Consider the following 21,726-nt stretch of genomic DNA (forward strand, 5'->3'; position numbering starts at 1 on the left):
TGAATATGAAGAGTGGAATACACTCACTGTACAATTTAGAAGAGGGGCATATAATAATGCCCTCTGAATTGATCGCTAATGCTAAACTTCCTAACTATGAGTATGTTAAGTTTCACAAGGGACTGGAAGGTCTAACTGTTGAGTGTTGCTGCTTACTAGATGATGACACCAAGGTATTGTTTAACTATTATTTCGATGAAAATGATAGGTTGCTACGTTTAATAGCTGATGATCATGAATACCAAGAAGTATTATTTGATCGATACAGTGAAGCTAAAAAGCTTAGAAGTAAGTTGTATGCTGATAATGGTATCTTGACGAGTAAATAAGCATCATGTACAAAATATATTCAACGGAAACACCGTGTTGTAATCCGATGGCATCGGTAGAAATAACCCTGCAGCTTAATTGCATGCAGGGTTATTTTTTTTATTTCATATCATCCTATGAGCTCAGTTAATACCGGCGTCCGCAACATTCCCGATTTGAACCAGTTTCTAAATTTAACTCGCCCTCGGGTAGTCGGATTCAAATAAACGAATTTTTTATCCTCACCTGTTACAAGGAATTGACTCTTCGAATAAAACTCTTTCCTTGTTGCCTGTGTTGCATACTCTATAATTCCAGCGGGACGGAGCCGACCAGACTCATCAAGGACAGCGGCAAGTAATCCGAACTCGTCCTTGCGATAACCGGTTATAATCACGTCTGTATATGACCAATTGATAACCTTCTGCCAGGCTGGTGATCGGCTACTTACATAAAGACTATTCTTTCGTTTGCCGACCATCCCTTCAAGTTTTCGATTCACCATCTGATTAAACAACGCTTCGCCCGCGTCTTCCACGAAGGGTATGACGCCGAATTGCTGATTTTGCATATTTATACCGGCAAGAATCTCTTTTCGCTGCATCAGCGGCATCTTCCGCAGGTCCTCACCTTTATACTGTAGGATATCGAACACCACATATGTTACGGGTGACGTCCGGGTCAGTTCCTTGATGCGGTGATCCTTCTTAGCCTTGAAACGAGTCATGACTTCCTCAAAGTCTACACCCTCTGGCCCTGTGCATGCTACCTCACCATCCAGGAGAATGTCATCATCAAACGGAACCAATAATTCGGGGTATTGTTGGTTACATTCCGTCTCATGACGTGTATAAAGCCGGATCCGGCCTGACTGTTGGGAGAACAGGAGTCTGTGCCCGTCAATCTTTGGTTCGAATAAATAGTGCGAATCTGAGAACGGAGCTGGCGCTGTTGCGAGTAACATCGGATCAATAAACATAAAAACACCTCTATTTCGATTATATTATCTTTGTACAGTTAAATGAGGTGGTAAATTATGTGCAAAAAAATTCGCCCGCTTTTTAATTCAAATTGAAGGTAGAACAGAATTAAAAATCTGTCAGCTGAAAATGTAGAACTTTGTATTTTAATATCCAAATAAAAATAAAAATGAGATTATATTGATATTTTTGATATATTTTCAAACATATGTTTAGACATAAGTGATAACTTCATATATTTTGAACTGTATAAAGTGATTTGAGAGGGGTTTATCAATGTTAAAAAAGGTAACGGGTATTATTCTTTCTATCTTTCTTCTAAGTACTGTATTATTTCCTGCGATGACAGAAGCAGCCACAGTAGGCAAAACAATTGACGGTATGCTTGGATTTTCCCCACCTGATGGTACAAAGGCATCTGCGAATGCAAATTATGGGCAAGCGTACTCTGCGGATAAAGCTATTGATAAAGCTCTAGGGACATATTGGAACTCTGGAAGTACGAAAGGACATTTAGAGCTCACCTTCCCCCAGCCTGTAGAATTGAATTTTATTCAAGTTGCTACTAATGTCAGACCTGCATCTGGTCAAACATATACTGTCTATGGATTAGTGAATGGAAAATGGATAGCTATAAGCCCTCCAACAGTTGCGAGTGCTTCATTCGAAAGTCCAAATATCTTAAACCCTATACTGGTTGACCAGGGAGTTTATGATGGCATAAAACTTGAAATTACGGCAGCTAATTCTTGGGTAGCAGTAAATGAGGTAACTATTGGAGTAAACGAAAAAATTACTCTTGTTGCTAAAGGTATGGATTCGTCCGTTAGATTAGACTGGAACTCCGTAACGAATGCAGACGAATACAAGATTGAGTATGGAACAGAATCAGGAAAGTACACAAGTAATTTAACAGTGACCAAAGATGTTTACTCTAATTATGTGATTCCAAATTTAATAAACGGAACAACGTACTATTTTCAGGTAAAATCTATTGTTAATGGTGTTGAGACCATCATATCAAATGAAGCTGTTGCAACTCCCAAAAAACCTGAAGAACCAGGTACAGAAAATCCAGGAACCGAGGAACCCACCACACCTGAGGAACCTTCAGGTGAAAGAGCTCTCTTAGTTGTAACCATGGTAAATGGATTGGAAAAGGAATATGATCTATCTATGTCAGAGGTAAAAACCTTCATTGACTGGTATGATAAAAAGGATGCTGGCAACGGTCCATCCAAATATGCAATCAATAAACACAAAAATAATATCGGACCATTCAAGAACCGTATCGATTACGTCATTTTCAATAATATCTTGTTTTTTGAAATTAATGCATATAATTAATTGGATTGAAACAGCTTCTGCTTCGGCAGGAGCTGTTATTTTATTTGGTGTAAATTCACATTGATGAAAGAACGAATGTTCGCATATAATACAAACAAACGTTCCTGTTATTCGAGGTGAGAGCTATTGGGTGTTGGATTGAAGCCAGATGAATCAAAACTAGTGAAGGATTATATCTTGTTACCTCTCTTGCTCGATGTGTTAGAAAAAGATCGAGGTATCCTGTCCGCGGCAGCCTTAAAGATGCCGGTGATAACAAACACTATAATTGAACGGTTGCAGAAAGCGGTACTAGCTGACTTGTCACAGGTACGTCGAGACATGCGTCAGCGAGGATTGAAAGTGTACGAGGAACGAAAGACCCGTCTTGGCGTGGAAGTTGAATTTTTATGTAGAGGCTATCACCACAAATTGTCCATGCTTTGGGGGCTGGTTGAATCCGAGATTGAACAGAGGTCTTACACTTATTTGGCATTGGATATTGTGGACAAGGGGAGGGAGTTTTAATTGACAACACGTAAAAAGCTTGAAGGTAACGAGTTATGGGAATCAAGTCGGATGATGCTGCCGGAGCATAAAGAAATAATCATACGCCGACAGCTGGAGGAGGGTAGAAAGGATCGGCCAACGCTGGATCCGCAGGAGATGGAGTTAATCGAACAAGCGCTGGCCGGGTCTTTTCATGAGCACCGTACCGTTAACGTGAGACTGTTTGATGAGTATGAAGACACGGAGTTAACAGGGATTGTCGTACTGATCCACACCTTCAGACGAGAGATTAAATTGTCTATGCCTGAAGGTGAGTGGCAATGGATTAAGATCGATGAAATTGTATCTGCTAGACATGTAAGCTGAAAAAGGAGCCGCTGATCTCAACGGCTCCTTTTATTTTTTCGAAAGTGTGCTAGGATTAATCTAGGTATTTAATGAAGGAAAAAAATCACACGAAAAATCACAATCTCTGCGATGGTAGACGACGATAGGCGATTGATATAACATAAATCGGATGAGAAAAGCACCGAAATACATATAGAAACGATGTTATACGATTATCTACGGTTACACATGTGTTATAATGTCGATAGATTACTATATTTGTCAGGAGACGTTATGCAATGGATTTAAGCATTTTAATCGTGAACTACAACACCTGTCAGCTGACGGTGGATTGTTTGCGATCGGTATACGCATCGGAGACCGAATTTACATACGAAATCATCCTCATAGATAACAACTCGAAGGACGAGTCCGTTCAGACCATCCGAGAGTTATTCCCGCAGGTCAAGCTGATCGAGAACACGGAGAATACCGGCTTTGCCAAAGCCAACAATCAGGGGATGGAAGTGGCGGAAGGTCGCTATATGCTGCTGCTTAATTCCGACACGATTATCCAGCAGGATACGATCCAGACGATGGTAGCTTTTATGGACTATAATCCGATCATCGGTGCTTCCGGCTGCAAAATCGTCCTCCCGGACGGTTCGCTGGATAAGGCCTGTAAAAGAGGGTTCCCAACGCCTTCGGCGTCCTTTTATTATGCTTTTGGGCTCAGCAAGCTGTTCCCGAACAAACCGGAGTTTAACCAGTATCAGCTGGGATATTTGAACCCGGACGTAGAGTACCCGGTGGATTGCTTGGTGGGGGCATTCATGCTGGTGCGCCGCGAGACGATCGAGCAGGTGGGCGGACTGGACGAAACGTTTTTCATGTACGGGGAAGACATTGACTGGTGCTATCGAATCAAACAGGCAGGCTGGGGAATTCACTATTATCCCCGGACGACGATTATCCATCATAAAGGCGGTAGCGCCCGGCGCAGGCCGTTTAAGATCATTTATGAGTTCCATCGTGCGATGATTCTTTTTCATAGGAAGCATTACCGGCAGAAATACAACATATTCGTTAATGGAGCCGTGTATGCGGGCGTTGGTTTAAAATTGCTCCTGTCCCTGCTTACGAACCGGCTCAAGCCTGTTCGTCCAGCGACCATAACGCAAGCTTCAGGTGGAGTAGAGGTGAAATCATGATCCGTAAAAATCAGGGTTTCCTGACTAAATTATATATGATCACTGATTTTGCTTTTATCCAACTAGCATTCTTACTTGCATGGTGGATTAAATTCGAGAGTGGATGGCTTTTATTTCATAACCCGCTCCCAATTGAAATATACGCCATATGGAGTATTATTTATGGCTTGATAGCAGTCGCAGTCGGTGTCATGCTCTCAATGTACTCACCAAAACGGAAAAAGCGTTTTGCCGATGAGTTTATGAAGATATTCCAGACACATTTTATTGGGATGTTTATTTTGTTGAGCTTCATGTTCTATGTGAAAGAGATTAATATTTCACGGGGATATCTCGCCATTTACATGATCTTTAACGTCGCTTTTATCATCTTGTACCGTTATTTCCTAAAGAAATCCCTCAAGCATTTTCGGGAAAAAGGCTACAATCGCCAATTTGTGCTCATCGTGGGTGCAGGTACGCTGGGCAAACGCTTCTTCAAAAATCTAAAGCAATACCCGGAGCTTGGTTATGAAGTCATCGGTTTCCTGGATGATTACCAGCAGTGGGATGAGATCGAAGCCAGACGCCTCAAACCCATTCTGGGTTCAGTCAGCGATCTACATAAGGTGTTAAACGAGAAACTTGTGGACGAAGTCGTGCTGGCCCTTCCGCTAAATGCACACCACTTGTATCCTGAAATCATTGCTGCTTGTGAAAAAGCCGGTGTGCGTACGCTCATCATTCCCGACTTTTTTGATTACCTCCCGGCAAGGCCGTTATTTGATAACTTTGCGGGTATGCCGATGATCAACGTACGCGATATTCCGCTGGATCTTGCGGCAAACAGACTGTTTAAGCGTGCGTTTGATATCGTATTCTCCTTAGTGGCGATTATCCTGACCCTGCCGGTAATGATCGGGATTTACCTCGGAATCCGGTTGACCTCCCAGGGACCGGTCATTTTCAAGCAGGAGCGGGTCGGGCTAAACCGCAGGAACTTCTATATGTATAAATTCCGCTCCATGAAGCCGCTGCCGGAAGGGGCAACGGATACGGGCTGGACTGTGGAGAATGACCCCCGCCGAACCAAGTTCGGCTCGTTTCTCCGGAAGACCAGTCTGGATGAACTGCCGCAGTTCTTCAATGTCCTGTTCGGACATATGAGCGTGGTGGGTCCTAGGCCGGAGCGTCCTTATTATGTGGAGCAGTTCAAAGAGGAGATTCCGAAGTACATGGTGAAACACCACGTACGCCCTGGCATCACAGGGTGGGCACAGAGCAACGGTTTGCGCGGTGACACCTCGATTGAGGAGCGGATCAAACACGATATTTTCTATATCGAGAATTGGTCAATCCTGTTTGATATCAAAATCATTCTGCGCACGATCCGCAACGGGTTCAAGAACGCATACTGATTGTAATCAATGAAGACGTCATTTGGCATGGGCCAAATGGCGTTTTTTTACTTGTGTCCCACGAAGCGGATACAGGAAAAGATATCGAATACTGTCGCTTCATGTGAAAATATGACATACCAGAGGACGATGGGTTCATTTTTTAAAAGCTGGAAATGCAACACACCCATCAGATAATAGTTACTCGGATATATTTACAATATATAACTTTAATACTATTATAATGAAATGTTGGCTTGCTGCGGTACCGCACTGAGAATATGTTTCTTCGTAGGGGGCCCGTGCAGCCTATGACCCAACGTCTTCCAAGCGCTGACTCCGCACCTCATGCAGCAGCCATTATTATACCGCGTGCCTGAAGAGGATTTTCTTGAGTTCGCTAAATTTTTTCGATTTGTCGTGTTTTCAATCCAGTCATTGTATTAGCAAGTGGAAGCTAAAGATCCAATACTAGGAGGGAATCCCAATGGAAAATGCGAAGGTTCAGGATTTCATCGAAAGCAACCAGCAGCAATGGGACGAGGAGTACCGATCCCGCATGTGGGATTATTTATCGGACATCACGGAATATGCCAGATACTCGGTCGTGTATGGTTATATAAGAAAGTATATTGCGGAAGAGGGAATCCTGGATATGGGATGCGGGGCCGGAATATTGTACGATATGCTCCTGGAGGGCGAAAAGTCTAATTACACCGGCGTGGATTTATCCGAAGAGGCTGTCAAAATCGCATCCAGCAAAACTTCGAGGCACATTTTCCATTGTGCAGACATTAATCATTATGTTCCACACAAACGCTATGATGTCATTGTATTTAACGAATCGTTGCAATACGTGCCCAACACACCAAGCAAGCTGCTTGAATATGCCCGTTATCTAACCCCGGACGGGGTCATCATATCTTCGCTTTATTCTCATAAGAACACCCAGGATCCGGATTATACGATGGTAGAACATAAAATCGAAGAGATCGAAAGCTGCGGATGGTTTGACGTCTTGGATAAAGTGAGTGTGTTTAATCACAATGCAGGATTGAAATGGTATATTCATCTTTTGAAGGCTAAGGGCTAGCGTACTATAACTACCGCATCCATAAAGAACATTCCGTCATTTGGCAGCCGCCGAATGGCGCTTTTTTTGTTTTGCCAACCATTCAAAAGGGTAGTTAACTAGCAACAACTATGCAAAAGGTGGGCATACCATGAAACGGATCATTGCTGTCCTTATTTTAATTTCCGCCATCAGTATTCTGTTACTCACTTATCATGAGAACGAAGAAGAACCGCAGGGATTCACGGCCTATCGCTTGATTGCGCATGCCATGGGAAGTATCGGCGAGCAGCCGTATACCAATGCTTATGAAGCGATGCTTGCCAATTACGAGAAGGGCACTCGTGTCTTCGAGATTGACTTGATGCTGACTGAGGATCGTAAAGTTGTTGCGCGTCATGAGTGGACGGAGAGCATGACCCAACAGCTCGGTCAGCAGGATAAACTTCCGGATCATAAGCAAGCTGCCCGCCTAACCCATGAGGAATTTATCAATACGCCGATACTGGAGCAATATCAACCGATGGATATAGAGGCCATTATGGACATGATGCAGCACTATTCGGATATGTACATTGTGACGGATACGAAGGAGCAGGAGGATAAGGATATTGAGCACCTGCTGACAGAGATCGTGAATGCTGCCGAGCAGCGAGACCCGGAACTATTGGATCGAGTCGTTATCCAAATTTATAATGAACCGATGCTTGATATGGTCCACGAGATCTATCCTTTTGAATCCATTATCTATACGCTTTATGCCACGCAGGATTCGCCTGCCGAGATCACGGCCTTTGTTCAGGAGAACAAGATCGACGCCGTAACCATGCCAGAGTATAAAGTCAGCCCGAATTTTGTGGCAAAGCTGAAGGCAGCCGGGGCCGTAACTTATGTGCATACGATCAACGACACCAATACCGTTAACAATTATGAAAAATGGGGTGTTTATGGTGTATACTCAGATTTGCTGACCGAGCCGGAAATAGAGCAGAACAGCTTGAGATACTTGTATTAGCCAATAACCATATATCAGAATTTGAAAAAATATGTCTATAAAAGGACATATTTTTTTATTTATACCAGTAATTGGCTTGTGTTATTTACTGGAAGTGGTAATGTTATTAGAACTTAAAGACTATTATGATTTAGGTCTAATGATATAAAATGATAGATTTTTAGTCAAATAGTCTTATAGTATGAATAAATTATTAGGTGAGAGAGAGGAATTCAACTTGGGTAACAGACTAGGATTTTACAAAAAGGCTTTAAGTGCTGTATTAGGGATAACCCTCATACTGTCTCCGTTAGGTGGAGCCTACGCTGCAACAGCAAAGAGTGAAACAAAAACCACTTCCAGTGCTAGTGATATTGAAGGACACTGGGCGAGCAAGACACTTCAGAAATGGAATGAACAAGGTTATCTTAATGGGGATCAAACCGGAAAGATTAATCCGGATGCTCCAATAACTAGAGCTCAACTGGCAGCGGTCGTTAATCGATCGTTTCAGTTCGAGACCAAGGCTGGCATTTCATACAGCGATGTCAAAAGTACATCATGGTACTATAATGACTTGTCCGTGGCAGCTTCGCAGGGGTATATGAAGGGTTACAGCAATGGAACCTTCAAACCAGACAACAAGGTAACACGTCAGGAACTGGCTGTCATCTTGAGTTCACTAATGGAGCTCAAGCCAAGTGATGCAGCTAATAAATTTACAGACACGGATCGTAGTCCGGCATGGAGCAAAGGAGCGATCGGAGCCGTTGCTTCTAGCGGTATCATGAATGGGAGCAATGGCAAGTTCAGACCGACAGCAAGCGCATCCCGTGCTGAAGTCGTTACTGTACTCGATCGTGCTCTTGAAGAGATTAAATCTCAGGAAGTTACGAGTTACGATACGGCAGGTACATACGGTCCTGTTACAGGAACCAAGAACGTTCCGGGATCCGTACATATTAATGCCTTGGATATCACGCTTCAAAATATGACCATAGAAGGTAATCTTGTCATTGGCGAAGGCGTTGGTGAAGGGGACGTCACGCTTAAAGGGGTAACGGTTAAGGGAAGTACAACCATAAAAGGCGGAGGCAAAAACAGTATTCATGTGGTTGACTCCGTGCTTATTACCGTTATTGTGAACAAAAAGGATGGCAGTGTCCGTATCGTTACCGAAGGTGGCAGCTCTGTGTCACAGGTTACACTGCAATCCGGTGCGATTCTGGAAGAAACAGGTTTGACAGGTGAAGGGTTTAAAGATCTGTTATTGTCCAATCTTATTCCATCTGGCTCCAACGTGACTTTGGCAGGGCAGTTTGAAACAGTGGATGTTACAGCAGCTTCGCTGAATGTAAATCTTACTTCAGGCTCTGTAGCTCAGCTAAATGTTGCGGCGAATGCTTCCGGCACGAATCTGAATGTTGGATCTTCCGCATCTGTTCTATCCCTGATTCTTAATGCAGCAGCGTCTGTGAGTGGTCAGGGAAGCATTGGCAGTGCTCAAGTTAATGCTGCTGGCGTATCCTTCACTCAGCGCCCGGGCAGTCTGGTGTTAGCGGATAACGTTACCGTAAGCGTTGGTAGCGGAGGTTCTACTTCTGGATCTAACGCTGGAACCGGAGAGAGCGGGAATACAACGAATCCTAATCCTACCCAGCCGCCGGTTACGGACCGTATTCAATTGAGTAACGGACAGGCAGTACTGCAGTTTGTGAATGCAGTTCCGTCTCTGGAACTAATTGATTTTAACATCAGCGCAACGGTTGCAGGTGCTGTTTATCAGTTGGAGGACATTGCGTTTAATAACGCGACTAAGATACTGACATTTACACCGATTTCGCTGGATGAACACTATGGTGATACATTGGTTCTTAATGTTACTCCTGCAGCAGGCAGCTCCAAATTCACAACAAGTTTAACTGGCAGCATTAAACTCGAAGGCTTTGAAGGGACAATAACCGATGTTAACGAACTCCCTGTGGAAGGTATGAGAATTGATTTCCGCAGAGGATTAGGCAATACAACGGGCAGCATTGCGACGTCGACGCTTACGAATGCAGATGGACGATATACCGCTAATTTGCCAGCCGGGGTATATACTGGACAACTCACAAAAGCCGGCTTTATTACGACTTATGTAGTAGGCGTCTCACTAAGTGACAGCTTTAACCGGAATGAAAATGCGACTGCAATCAAAATCCCGGCAAACGATGAGATTCGCATCGTGTTGACATGGGGAGAGAAGCCGCGGGATGAAGACTCCCATCTACTTGGACCAACACCTGATGGAAGATCATTCCACACTTATTTTGGTGACCGGGAATATTATTATCAAGGAGAAAAGTACGCGGATCTGGACCATGATGATACAGACTCCTATGGCCCAGAGACAACGACAATCCGCAAGCGCGTAGACGGCAAGTATCAGTTCTATATTCACAACTACTCCAGAAACGGATATGACGGATCGGAAACGCTGCGTAATTCATCTGCTAAGGTTGAGATATACAGCGGGAATAGCGGTCAGCCTGTGAAAACATATCATATCCCGAGTGGAAGCGGAGACGAGTTATACTGGTATGTATTCGATATGGAAGTTAACGGTGCGGAACTGAATTTCACGGATCATAACAAACTTGTTGTGGATGAGCCTCAATCCGATCTTCAGCCAGCCATCGATTATAATTTTTACTCATCCATTGAAGGAAATCAGTTAGTAGATAACGCTTTACAGCTTACATTGGGTACAGGGTATTATCCAACGCAAGATAAGGTCTTCCTTCGTTTTTCTGTTGAGGGTCCGCTGAACCCAGCTCTTATTGAACTCAAGTCAAGTGAAGGAGCTTTGTTACCGTTCCAGACCAATTCATTGAATAATTCGATTGAGGCTTACCACGGTTCAAATGATAACGGATATGATGTGTCCAATCTTGAACTCCAGTATGAGCTGAAATTCAAGCAAGCGGGAAGATATACACTTAAAACTGAGTTTATTGATGTAAGCAGTAATCAAGTTTTGGATACGACTTACGATACGCTGGACATTAAAGACGAAGAGCTTGAACTTCTCAACGAAGAGAAGGCCAAACTATCGTTAGAGTCGAGAGTTTCCTATCTTACAACGGTTGGGGAGGCTGTTTATCTTACAGATCGAAATAATCCTCTATTGGATGATACTTTAGTGATCATTGAGGATCTGGAAATGACAACTCCAGCAACCGTGATTGGCAGCGTATATCTCAAGCAAGATCAAGGTGCTATCCTTCTTGAGAATTACAATGACGGAAATCAATACGTTACTTATCAAGCAAAGGTTAAGCTGGTCCGTGGGTCGCAGCAGACAATCGCACAAACCATCTCCATTATTGTCCCAACGCTGGATATCTTGATTGAAGAGGCTGTTGAAGATGCCGATGAGCTAATTCATGATGATCCTGGCTTGACGGAGCTGATTTCTGCTCGTGATGCTGCGATGCAAGCAAGAGTTGGCAGCCAAAACGATGTTAAAATAGCGTCTCTTAAACAGCTGGCGGGACTACTAATTAGCCTGCTCTAAACATGAGGCCAATATAATCTCCTCCGCCCGTCGGATTCACTCTAGTGAATTCGGACGGGCTTTTTCATTCCCTTCACAGCAGTAAGTACCGCGGCCATTAGGTCACACATCACAATTACCAAAAAAATGTTCGCATTTTATACGAACATAAATTGACTTGATTACCGTGCTAGCATAGACTTATTTTAGTATAATAGTAACCCGTGAACGTGGAGGAATGACGCTTGAAAGAGATGATACAATCCTGGAAGCATGTGTTTAAGCTGGATCCCGACAAGGAGATCAGTGACGACAGCCTTGATGTGGTATGCATGTCAGGAACCGATGCCATTATGGTTGGGGGTTCAACCGGAGTCACTTATGAAAATACCGTGGATCTTCTGTCCCGTGTAAGGCGCTATGAGCTGCCGTGCGTACAGGAAGTATCCGATCTGGAAGCCGTTGTACCCGGATTTGATCTGTACATGATCCCGATGATTTTGAACACACAGGATCCGACCTGGATCATGGGGCGGCATCGTGAAGGAATCGAACGCTATGGTTATATGATTCCGTGGGACTTGGTTGTGACCGAAGGGTATATCGTATTAAACGAGAATGCGGCGGTGGCGAAGCTGACCGGAGCAGAGACTTCGATTGAAGCAGGCACGGCCGCCGCCTATGCGCAGATCGCGGACAAGCTGATGAATTTACCGATTGTTTACCTGGAATACAGCGGAGCCTTTGGAGATATGGAGACCGTTCGTACGGTCCGAAGATCGCTGGATAATGCCCGTTTGTTCTACGGTGGCGGAATAACCAACGCCCAGCAAGCGCTGGAAGCTGCCTCTATTTCAGATACGATCATTGTAGGCAACGTAGTGTACGATGATCTCGAGCAGGCGCTTGAGACGGTTAAGGCTGTGAAGGGCTGACCGGATCGGCTATCTTTTCTGTTTGCAATCATTTCTCTTTTATTAAATCTACAAATCTAGGAGGCAAAATAATATGCAGCCCATTGACATACACGAGGCGGTCAAGCGTCTCAACCCCGAGCAGCGGAAGGCCGTTGAAGCTACGGACGGACCTCTGCTCATTATGGCAGGAGCCGGCTCAGGCAAGACGAGGGTGCTGACGCACCGGATTGGTTACCTGATCGCCACCCGTAAAGCCGCACCATGGAGCATTCTTGCGATTACCTTTACGAATAAAGCAGCCCGCGAGATGCAGGAGCGGGTATCCAAGCTGGTGGGACGCGAGGGCCAGGACATCTGGGTATCGACGTTTCACTCGATGTGTGTGCGCATTCTGCGCAAAGACATTGAGCGGATTGGTTTTACCTCGAATTTCAGCATTCTGGATTCAACGGACCAATTGTCGGTCATTCGGAATGTGATGAAGCATCATAACATCGATCCGAAGAAATTCGAGCCGAAGGCGGTTCAAGCGGCCATGAGTGCGGCCAAGAATGAGCTGATCTCCCCGCAGCAGTATGAACAGAAAGCCGGGGACTATTTTGAATCCCTTGTTGCCAAAGTGTACACCGAATACCAGAAGCGCTTGAAGAGCAACAACTCGCTTGATTTCGACGATCTGATCATGACCACGATCCAGCTGTTTAAGGAAGTGCCAGAGGTCCTCGACTTCTACCAGCGCAAGTTCCAGTACATTCATGTAGATGAATACCAGGATACCAACCGGGCGCAGTACATGCTCTGCCGTATGCTGGCGGATAGCCATCACCGCATATGCGTGGTTGGGGACAGCGATCAGTCCATCTACCGCTGGCGCGGCGCGGACATCACGAATATCCTGAATTTTGAGCAGGATTATCCCGAGGCGCGGACGATTCTGCTGGAGCAGAATTACCGTTCGACAGCCAACATTTTGAACGCTGCCAACAATGTGATTGGCCTGAACACGGGCCGCAAGCCGAAGAATCTGTGGACCGAGCAAGGGGAAGGACCGAAGATCAAGGTGTTCCGGGGGGATACGGAGCATGATGAGGGATATTTTGTTACCTCGGAAATCAGCAAGAACATCAATGCAGGCAAGAACTATCAGGATCATGCGATCCTGTACCGGACCAATGCGCAGTCCCGGGTCATCGAGGAAATTCTGATCAAGTCGGACATTCCGTACCAGATTGTCGGGGGCATCAAGTTCTATGATCGCAAAGAGATTAAGGACATGCTCGCCTACCTGCGCCTGATTTCGAATCCGGATGACGATATCAGTTTGACGCGGATCATCAACGTGCCCAAACGAAGCATCGGTGACACGACCGTTGCGAAGCTGGCTGCAGCCGCCGGAGAGCGGGGCATCTCGATCTTCCGCGTGCTGGAAATCGTGGACGACCTCGGTTTTGCCGGACGGACGCGCAATGCGCTGGTGGGCTTTTACGACATGATTGCCGCCCTCAGTCGAATGGTCGAGTTTCTCTCGGTCACCGAGCTTACGGAAAAAATACTGGAGATGTCCGAATACCGGCTCGAACTGCAAAATGAGAATACGATCGAATCCAGATCCCGCCTTGAGAACATTGACGAGTTCCTGTCGGTTACGCAAGAGTTTGAGAAGAATAATGAGGATAAGTCCCTCATCTCCTTCCTTACGGATCTTGCGCTGATCGCGGACATCGATTCGATGAACGATGACGAAGAAGACCGTGACGACGCTGTCGTGCTCATGACCATGCATAGCGCCAAAGGTCTGGAGTTCCCGGTGGTGTTCATTATCGGCATGGAAGAAGGGGTATTCCCGCACAGCCGTGCCTTCATGGATAACGAAGAGCTGGAAGAGGAGCGCCGCCTTGCTTATGTCGGCATTACGCGTGCCGAGAAGCAGCTGTTCCTGTCCTGTGCGCGTATGCGTACACTCTTTGGCCGCACGACGGCGAACCCGCCTTCACGCTTCCTGGAGGAAATCCCGGAGGAGCTGAAGGAGGACACGCAGATGGCGCATGACCGCTACCGCCGCGGTGGAAGCGGAAGTGTAGGCGGATCTTATGCAGGACGTGGCTTCGGCGGAGGCGGAGGCAGCAACTTTGGCGGTGGACGCAGCGTGGACCTCTCCCTAAGTGGATCGACGGCTTCCGCTCAAGCGGCACCGAAGAGCCGGGTGACCATGACTACCGGTGCCGCATCCCGACCAGCGTCTGCTTCGGGCAGCGGGGAATTTAAAGCTGGCGACAAAGTAGCCCATGGCAAATGGGGTACCGGCACCATTGTGGCGGTGAAGGGAAGCGGCAATGACATGGAGCTGCAGATTGCTTTTCCGGCACCGGTTGGCGTAAAACGTCTTCTTGCTGGTTTCGCGCCGATTACGAAGGTGGAATAAGGGAAGAACTAGGAGCATCAGCATGAACGAAACGCAGCCTGTTATGCCCTTATATTATTGAAGGAGGATTGCCCCTGTATGGATTTCAAGGAGAAGATGGGGAAGCTCATCACGGAGCTGAACAATTATAATTACCACTACTATACGCTGGATCAGCCGCTGGTGAGCGACAAGGAGTATGATGCCCTGTACGATCAGTTGGTAGCGTTGGAGGCAGAGACCGGAGTGAAGCTTCCGGATTCTCCGACCCAGCGGGTGGGAGGGGAGATTCTGAAGGGTTTTGCCCCGCACCGTCATTTGGCTCCGTTATGGAGTCTCGATAAGGCTCAGAACATCGAGCAGCTCCGTACCTGGCATGATCGGGTGGTCAGGCTGGTCAATGACTACAATACGAAGAATCCCGGCAATCCTCTGCCGAATCCTTGTTACGCGCTGGAGCTGAAGTTTGACGGGTTAACGCTGAACCTGACCTATCAGGACGGCAAACTGGTTCAAGCTTCGACACGGGGCAACGGTGCAGTAGGCGAAGGCATACTGCCCCAGGTGAAGACCATCAAATCGGTCCCGCTGACGATTCCTTATGATGAGGGCACGATTGAAGTGCAGGGCGAAGGTATCATGAACCTGTCGGTGCTGGAAAAATACAATCAAACCGCAGCCGAGCCGCTCAAGAATGCGCGCAATGCGGCGGCAGGGGCTCTTCGCAATCTCAGTCCGAAGGTGACGGCCGAGCGCAAGCTGAACGCTTACTTCTATAATGTAGGCTACTCGGATGGAATCACTTTTGCCGACCATAAGGAAATGATGGATTTCCTGCGTGAGAACCGCCTTAAGGTCAATCCTTACATTTTCTACTTTGAGCAGTTTGATGATGTGATGGAGCAGCTGGCCGATATCGAGAAACGCCGTTCCGAGCTGGACTATCTCATCGATGGAGCGGTTGTGAAGGTGACCGATTTCCGCATCCGCGAGGCGCTGGGATACACCGACAAGTTCCCTCGCTGGGCGGTCGCTTACAAGTTCGAAGCGGAAGAAACTACGACCGTACTGCAGTCGGTCACCTGGAACGTGGGACGAACGGGTAAAATCACGCCGCTCGCGCGCGTGGAGCCTGTTGAGCTTGCCGGTGTTACCGTGCAAAATTGCACGCTGAACAATATCGGGGATATTGAGCGCAAGAACCTCAAGTTCGCGCTGGGTTCACGTGTCTTCATCCGCCGTTCGAATGACGTCATTCCCGAAATTCTTGGAAAAGTAACGGAAGAGAACGACGGCGAAGAGATTTTGTTCCCGGTGGAGTGTCCGTCATGCGGATTTCCGTTGGAGCAGCGCGGGGCGCATCTGTTCTGCAACAACAAGACCGGCTGCAAACCGCAGATCGTGGCGAGAATTACGCACTTTGCTTCCAGGGACGCCATGGACATAGAAACGTTCAGCGACAAAACCGCCATTCAGTTGTATGAGGAGCTCGGCGTTCGGGAGCCTGCGGATCTGTATACCCTCTCTTTTGACAGCTTGGTGAAGCTGGAGCGCTTCGGCGAGAAAAAAGCACAGAACCTGCTGGACGCCATCGAGAAGAGTAAGGAGCGGGATCTTGCATCGTTCCTCTTCGCCCTGGGTATTCCGAATACCGGCAAATCCACGACCAAGATGCTGGCCGATCACTACCGTGATCTGTATCGCGTGATGGCAGCGACCGCAGAAGAGCTCGTTGAGCTTCCGGACGTAGGAGGCATCGTGGCCGATAGTATCGCCGGATACTTTGCCGACCCTTTTGCGCAGGCGAGTATCGAGAAGATGCTTTCATTGGGCGTTCAAGCACAAGCGCCGGAAGCACCGAAGCCGGTCAGCAGCGATTCCTATTTCAGCGGCAAAACCGTTGTGCTGACAGGCACGCTTCATCTGCTGACCCGTGAAGAGGCGACGGAACGCTTGGAAGCACTCGGTGCCAAAGTCACCGGCAGCGTGTCCAAGAAAACCGATCTCCTCATCGCAGGCGAAAAAGCCGGCAGCAAGCTGGCCAAAGCCCAGCAGCTCGGCATCGACATCCTGGAGGATGAAGAAGAGTTCGTGCGCTTGCTGAACGAATAACATCTTAATCTGGATATATCTTGCAGAAGCAGATAAAACCCTATATAAACCGAGGCTATCAATAGCCTCGGTTTTCTTTTTTTCACTCGCTCGATTCAACCTCTCTTACTTCCCTTGTAAGCTTGATTTTTCTTGAATCTATTGCGGTTTCTCTCATTCGTCAAAACCTCCTATGAAATCGACTTTTTTTAACAAAAACATACAGAAAAGGATGGAGGAATCTAATTTTGTGGTCTAGAAGTTATTTACCATGGGTCAGTCATCCAATAGAAAGAGGTGGTAGTGAAGTCGTTTACTGCTAGTTTTAAGACCCTGTTGTTATAACAGAAAATTGAGTTGTAGGGAGGAGCAAAGTCTTGAGTAAACGAGTGTTGTCCATATTATTAAGTTTGATATTAATGCTTTCATTGGTTATTCCGGCAGCTGCTGCTCCATCGGAGTCCAAGCAACTGCTGAACAACCCATTAAGTGCGGAAGATGCTTTGCAATTAAAGCAGATTCTGCAGGATCGGGCTGAGCTTGCCAAGACGCCTGTGCTTGATGAACAATTGGAAAGTTTGGGGACGGGTCAAGTTGATGTCATCGTTGAATTGTCTGCTGAGCCGGTTGCACTGGCGAAGGGGATTTCCTCGATAGCGGGCAAATCATTTAGTTCTTCCATGAAGGCAAGGGTTGAGCAGAAGGTAGAACTGCAGCAGCAGACCTTCATTGACAATCTGAGCACCAACCATATCAATCATGAGGTTTCAAACCAATATAGCTATGCTTTTAACGGGGTAGCATTGGAGATGGACAGCAATAAACTTGAAGACATTCTCAAGATCCCGGGTGTGCTCGGGGTATATCCCGATCTGGAAGTAACGGCAGGACCAAAAGGTGAAGTTAGCCCGCATATGAAGGATACAGGCCCGTTCATTGGCGCTCCGGAGGTATGGGATCTGGGATATACGGGTAAAGGGGTTAAAGTTGGTGTAATCGACACGGGAATCGATTACGTTCACCCTATACTGAAGGATGCTTATAAGGGTGGGTATGACTTCGTGGATAACGATAATGATCCTTATGAAACGACACCGCTTGATTGGGAGAACGATCCTACCAATCCGCCAGAGGTGGATGATAGAGGAAGCACGTACTGGACCGAACACGGAACGCATGTGGCGGGCACCATCGCAGCCCGGGATGCGGGTGAATTCGGCGTTGTGGGTATTGCTCCAGAAGCGGATATATACGCCTATCGTGTTCTTGGACCTTATGGAAGTGGTAAGTCCAGCTGGGTACTGGGAGGTATCGACCGTTCAGTTCAGGATGGACTGGATGTCATTAACCTCTCGCTTGGCAATGCCCGCAATGATCCGGACTACGTCACGTCCGTAGCTATTAATAATGCTGCGCTGGCTGGTGTTACGCCAGTCGTTTCCAGCGGCAACTCGGGGCCGAACCGGTGGACCGTAGGATCCCCGGGGGCATCAGCATTTGCCATTACCGTAGGTAACTCTACAGGGCCAAGTGATGAAATTTCGGCAACCACGCATTTTTACACGGATGCTGTACCGCCTGCGGCGCCAATCAGCGTGGATGAGAGCGCAGTAGATACTGGGGCTCAGCCTGAACAACCGACTGTTCCTGAAGAACCGCCTGGTGTACAAGCAGATGATATAGCCCAACTGGCAGTGACGGATGAGAACCCGTCGAATGCAGCAGGCGAAGAAGCTCCGGCAGCGGATGCGGTCCCTGTTGAATCTGCCGAAGAAGAAGCAGTTCCTGCAGCAGACACAAATGCACCTTTGAGCGTAGTAGACGCTACGTATAAACTTGAACTGATGGCTTGGAATCTCGCCGAGGATCCGGAAGTAGTCCTTAACGGAGAGTTTGGCCTCGTTTATGCGGACCTGGGTAAACCTGAGGACTTTGCAGGCAAAGACGTGGCGGGCAAAATCGCGTTGATTAAACGCGGAGAACTCGCATTCGTAGATAAAATTGCCAATGCCAAGGCAGCAGGTGCCATCGGAGCGATCGTATTTAATCAAAATCCGGGACCGATCGGCGTCCTGCTTGGTGACAGCTTTAACTTTATTCCGACGCTTAGTATGAGTAAAGAAGATGGGGATGCCATCAAATCTCTGCTCGACGCCAACCCCGATCTCAAAGTAAGTTTTTCCGATTTTATGAGAAACAAGTCGGCCGGAGACGAGATCAATGACTCAAGTTCCCGCGGTCCGGCTAAAAAGACGCTGGATATTAAACCTGACGTTGTAGCACCGGGAACAAGCATTCTATCATCCGTTCCGGCTTACGGGAAGAACGATCCAGACGCGGATTACAGTCAATCCTATGACCGTTTAACGGGTACAAGCATGGCTGCTCCACACGTAGCGGGGCTTGCCGCACTCGTCTTGGAGAAACACAGTGACTGGACTCCGTTTGATGTGAAAGTCGCACTGATGAACAATGCCAAAGTGCTGGATACGGATTCCTATGATGTCACGGATCAAGGAGCCGGACGTATTCAGGCAGTTGATACCATTCAGGCCGAAGCTCTGGTCAAGGTTCTGGATAAGACCTCTTATCTGGAAAACGGAACAAGTAAAGAGCAGGACAACATTACCGGAAGCATTAACTTCGGTAATTTTACGGGAGCAACGGCTCAAACCGTTCAGAAGAAAATAAAGGTTGAACAGATTGGTGGTATTGGCGGAGCGTTTGAGGTTGAGGTTCATACAACACAATCGACCCCGGGAGTAGCGGTTATGGTGGATCAATCCTCCTTTGACTTAAGCGGGGAGAAAGAATTGATCGTAACGCTAGAAGTACCAGCCGGTATTACCGGAGTTTCGGAACAGCAGGGCTATATTAACTTTGTAAACGGTACCCGCACTTATTCTGTACCTTTTGTAGCATACTTTAATCTTGAAATGACGGGTGTCAAATATACGAAGGTCTATAACGACACGGAAACCTACCTGCCGCATTTTCCTTTGAATGAACAGGGGGAGCTTGGTGAAGTGTCTGTAGGTTTCGAATTTTATAATCCTATGCAAGTTGTCATCATTGATTTGTACGATAGCCTGAATCCTGAATCAGGACCAGATGGTGACGGGTTGATTGGGCAGATTTTTGGTGCAGATGAGTTTCTTTTCGAAGCCAATACGGAATATACCCTCGGATTTGATGGGGAGTACTTCAATTACACAACCGAAGAAATTGAATTGATTAAAGACGGTCTGTACTCGGTAGATCTTAAGTCCCTCGGTACTAATAGGGTCGTTTACGGCGATTACGCAACCATTCCGTTCTTTGTCAAAACCAAAGCACCTATCATTAACACCAAATCTGATGTGCAGGCTTCCAGTGGTTCCCCTCTCGCATTAACTGGAACCATCAACGATCTTTATGTTACGGCTGTTCCGGCTTTAATGGACGAATGGACGATTGATTTTGATGTCAGCGAATGGCTGGATGCCACTTATGTTGTCAAAAAAGCCGACAAGACCGTTGCCAAGCAAGGCAGCTTCGACGTCGAACAGGATGGCGCATTTAACATTGCGTTAGATGGACTGTCCTCAGGTAAATACAACGTTGAGCTTTCGGTTAAGGACCATCAAGGATTGGAAGGAAAAGCTGCGGTATCTGTTAATGTACCAAGCACTCCAGATCCAGGTAATTCTGGCGGCGGCTCATCATCCGGTGGCGGATCCACAGGCACACCATCCACTCCAGCTCCTGAAGTTTCGGGTGATGCCAAAGTAACCACGAAGAAAAATGCGGACGGCACCGAGTCTGCAACAGCAGCCCTGTCCGAAGCAGCGGTTACAGCTGGAATTGCTGGTGACAGCAAGGAAGTGAAGCTGGACGTATCCAAGCTTGAATTCAGTAAATATAGCGATGTAGCTCTTACACTGGGCAAGGCAACCGTTGATAAACTGAAAGCATCGGGCAAGCCTCTTGTTATAACTGGTAACGGCTTTACCCTGACAGTTCCTGCCGATGCCTTGGATGATTTCACAACGACCAGCGGATTCAGCTTAACGGTCTCGGCAGCTGCGAGCAAAGCAGGGTCCGGAAACAGCTTAAGCGCTGTATCTTCCATTATTACGGTTAAACACGCCGCCAAGTTCAAACATCCGCTTCTGTTGACCTTGAACTATGACCCCGCCAAAGTGAAAGATACTCGTAAGGTTGGAGCCTACGTTCAGTCGGAAAAAGGAGACCTGCAATCCGCAGGATTGCTGCAATCGGCGTCACGCGGATCGATCACGTTCCGTATCAACGGACCGGGATCTTATGCAGCCGCTGAGAATAACGCAACCTTCAGCGACATCGTAGGCCACTGGGCTAAAGATGAGATCGAAGTTGCGGCTTCACAGCATATTACGAACGGTACCGGTGCAGGCCGGTTCTCTCCGAACAATGCAGTGACCCGCGCCGAATTTGCGACGCTGCTTGATCGTATTTTTGAGACAGGCATTGATTGGGAGACACGCAGCACGGAAGCGGGTGCGAAGAATCCGCTAACCCGTGAGGATATGGTAGTCATGATTGCTGAAGCGTTGAAGATTGATTCCGAAGCAGGCTCCTTGTCATTTAACGATGCGAATCTGATTTCGGAGGATGCACGTGCGGCTGTAGCCTTTGCTGTGAAGGAGGGTCTGG

At 47.1% G+C, this 21,726-nt stretch carries 14 protein-coding genes (1 of these 14 only partly in view); 13 read left to right on the top strand and 1 reads right to left on the bottom strand.

The window, feature by feature from the left end:
- Positions 1-5 precede the first annotated feature (5 nt).
- On the top strand, positions 6-329 hold the full coding sequence (locus WDY75_RS03075; RefSeq protein WP_063477880.1) for a hypothetical protein: 324 nt from the start codon (positions 6-8) through the stop codon (positions 327-329).
- 110 nt (positions 330-439) lie between these two features.
- On the opposite strand, the gene WDY75_RS03080 is transcribed toward WDY75_RS03075, so the two are convergent.
- Positions 440-1,288 carry an ATP-dependent DNA ligase gene (locus tag WDY75_RS03080; protein ID WP_063477879.1) on the bottom strand — a complete coding sequence of 283 codons (849 nt, stop codon included), beginning with the start codon at positions 1,286-1,288 and terminating at the stop codon, positions 440-442.
- 277 nt (positions 1,289-1,565) lie between these two features.
- On the opposite strand from WDY75_RS03080, the gene WDY75_RS03085 reads away from it, so the two are divergent.
- From WDY75_RS03085 to WDY75_RS03140, 12 genes are all read left to right on the top strand, one after another.
- Positions 1,566-2,636, top strand: coding sequence for a fibronectin type III domain-containing protein (locus tag WDY75_RS03085; RefSeq protein ID WP_063477878.1), 1,071 nt, complete (start codon positions 1,566-1,568; stop codon positions 2,634-2,636).
- Between the two features lie 126 nt (positions 2,637-2,762).
- Complete coding sequence (locus WDY75_RS03090; RefSeq protein WP_063477877.1) at positions 2,763-3,143, top strand: hypothetical protein; 381 nt, start codon at positions 2,763-2,765, stop codon at positions 3,141-3,143.
- The gene (locus tag WDY75_RS03095; protein ID WP_082834257.1) at positions 3,144-3,491 is read left to right on the top strand and encodes a YolD-like family protein; all 348 of its coding nucleotides are present in this window, start codon (positions 3,144-3,146) and stop codon (positions 3,489-3,491) included.
- A gap of 260 nt (positions 3,492-3,751) precedes the next feature.
- Positions 3,752-4,663 carry a glycosyltransferase family 2 protein gene (locus tag WDY75_RS03100; protein WP_063477876.1) on the top strand — a complete coding sequence of 304 codons (912 nt, stop codon included), beginning with the start codon at positions 3,752-3,754 and terminating at the stop codon, positions 4,661-4,663.
- Positions 4,660-6,060 carry an undecaprenyl-phosphate glucose phosphotransferase gene (locus WDY75_RS03105; RefSeq protein WP_063477875.1) on the top strand — a complete coding sequence of 467 codons (1,401 nt, stop codon included), beginning with the start codon at positions 4,660-4,662 and terminating at the stop codon, positions 6,058-6,060. The genes WDY75_RS03100 and WDY75_RS03105 overlap by 4 nt, the downstream gene beginning before the upstream one ends.
- A gap of 466 nt (positions 6,061-6,526) precedes the next feature.
- Positions 6,527-7,132: a trans-aconitate 2-methyltransferase gene (locus WDY75_RS03110; protein WP_063477874.1), complete on the top strand. Its 606-nt coding sequence runs from the start codon at positions 6,527-6,529 to the stop codon at positions 7,130-7,132.
- A gap of 130 nt (positions 7,133-7,262) precedes the next feature.
- Entirely contained in the window at positions 7,263-8,126 is an 864-nt protein-coding gene (locus WDY75_RS03115; RefSeq protein ID WP_006212979.1) for a phosphatidylinositol-specific phospholipase C/glycerophosphodiester phosphodiesterase family protein, read from the top strand.
- A 217-nt stretch (positions 8,127-8,343) separates the two neighbouring features.
- Entirely contained in the window at positions 8,344-11,664 is a 3,321-nt protein-coding gene (locus WDY75_RS03120; protein ID WP_063477873.1) for an S-layer homology domain-containing protein, read from the top strand.
- 224 nt (positions 11,665-11,888) lie between these two features.
- A complete protein-coding gene (locus WDY75_RS03125) occupies positions 11,889-12,578 on the top strand; it encodes a heptaprenylglyceryl phosphate synthase (protein ID WP_063477872.1) in 690 nt (229 codons plus the stop codon).
- A 73-nt stretch (positions 12,579-12,651) separates the two neighbouring features.
- The gene (gene pcrA / locus WDY75_RS03130) at positions 12,652-14,982 is read left to right on the top strand and encodes a DNA helicase PcrA (protein WP_006212976.1); all 2,331 of its coding nucleotides are present in this window, start codon (positions 12,652-12,654) and stop codon (positions 14,980-14,982) included.
- A gap of 78 nt (positions 14,983-15,060) precedes the next feature.
- Positions 15,061-17,073, top strand: a complete 2,013-nt coding sequence (gene ligA, locus WDY75_RS03135; RefSeq protein ID WP_063477871.1) for an NAD-dependent DNA ligase LigA — start codon at positions 15,061-15,063, stop codon at positions 17,071-17,073.
- 356 nt (positions 17,074-17,429) lie between these two features.
- Positions 17,430-21,726, top strand: the 5' portion of a protein-coding gene (locus WDY75_RS03140) for a S8 family serine peptidase (RefSeq protein ID WP_063477870.1). The gene runs 104 nt beyond the window's last position; 4,297 of the gene's 4,401 nt are visible here — the first part of the coding sequence; the start codon lies at positions 17,430-17,432; the stop codon falls past the right edge of the window.

Source organism: Paenibacillus glucanolyticus (genome assembly GCF_037333485.1).
Taxonomy (GTDB): Bacteria; Bacillota; Bacilli; order Paenibacillales; family Paenibacillaceae; genus Paenibacillus_AQ; species Paenibacillus_AQ glucanolyticus.

What these genes read in the sequence shown, in the direction of transcription:
- WDY75_RS03110 (WP_063477874.1), top strand. Translation starts at nt 6,527, where the DNA reads ATGGAAAATGCGAAGGTTCAGGATTTCATCGAAAGCAACCAGCAGCAA.
- WDY75_RS03080 (WP_063477879.1), bottom strand. Translation starts at nt 1,288, where the DNA reads ATGTTTATTGATCCGATGTTACTCGCAACAGCGCCAGCTCCGTTCTCA.
- WDY75_RS03075 (WP_063477880.1), top strand. Translation starts at nt 6, where the DNA reads ATGAAGAGTGGAATACACTCACTGTACAATTTAGAAGAGGGGCATATA.
- ligA (WP_063477871.1), top strand. Translation starts at nt 15,061, where the DNA reads ATGGATTTCAAGGAGAAGATGGGGAAGCTCATCACGGAGCTGAACAAT.
- WDY75_RS03100 (WP_063477876.1), top strand. Translation starts at nt 3,752, where the DNA reads ATGGATTTAAGCATTTTAATCGTGAACTACAACACCTGTCAGCTGACG.
- WDY75_RS03085 (WP_063477878.1), top strand. Translation starts at nt 1,566, where the DNA reads ATGTTAAAAAAGGTAACGGGTATTATTCTTTCTATCTTTCTTCTAAGT.
- pcrA (WP_006212976.1), top strand. Translation starts at nt 12,652, where the DNA reads ATGCAGCCCATTGACATACACGAGGCGGTCAAGCGTCTCAACCCCGAG.
- WDY75_RS03115 (WP_006212979.1), top strand. Translation starts at nt 7,263, where the DNA reads ATGAAACGGATCATTGCTGTCCTTATTTTAATTTCCGCCATCAGTATT.
- WDY75_RS03105 (WP_063477875.1), top strand. Translation starts at nt 4,660, where the DNA reads ATGATCCGTAAAAATCAGGGTTTCCTGACTAAATTATATATGATCACT.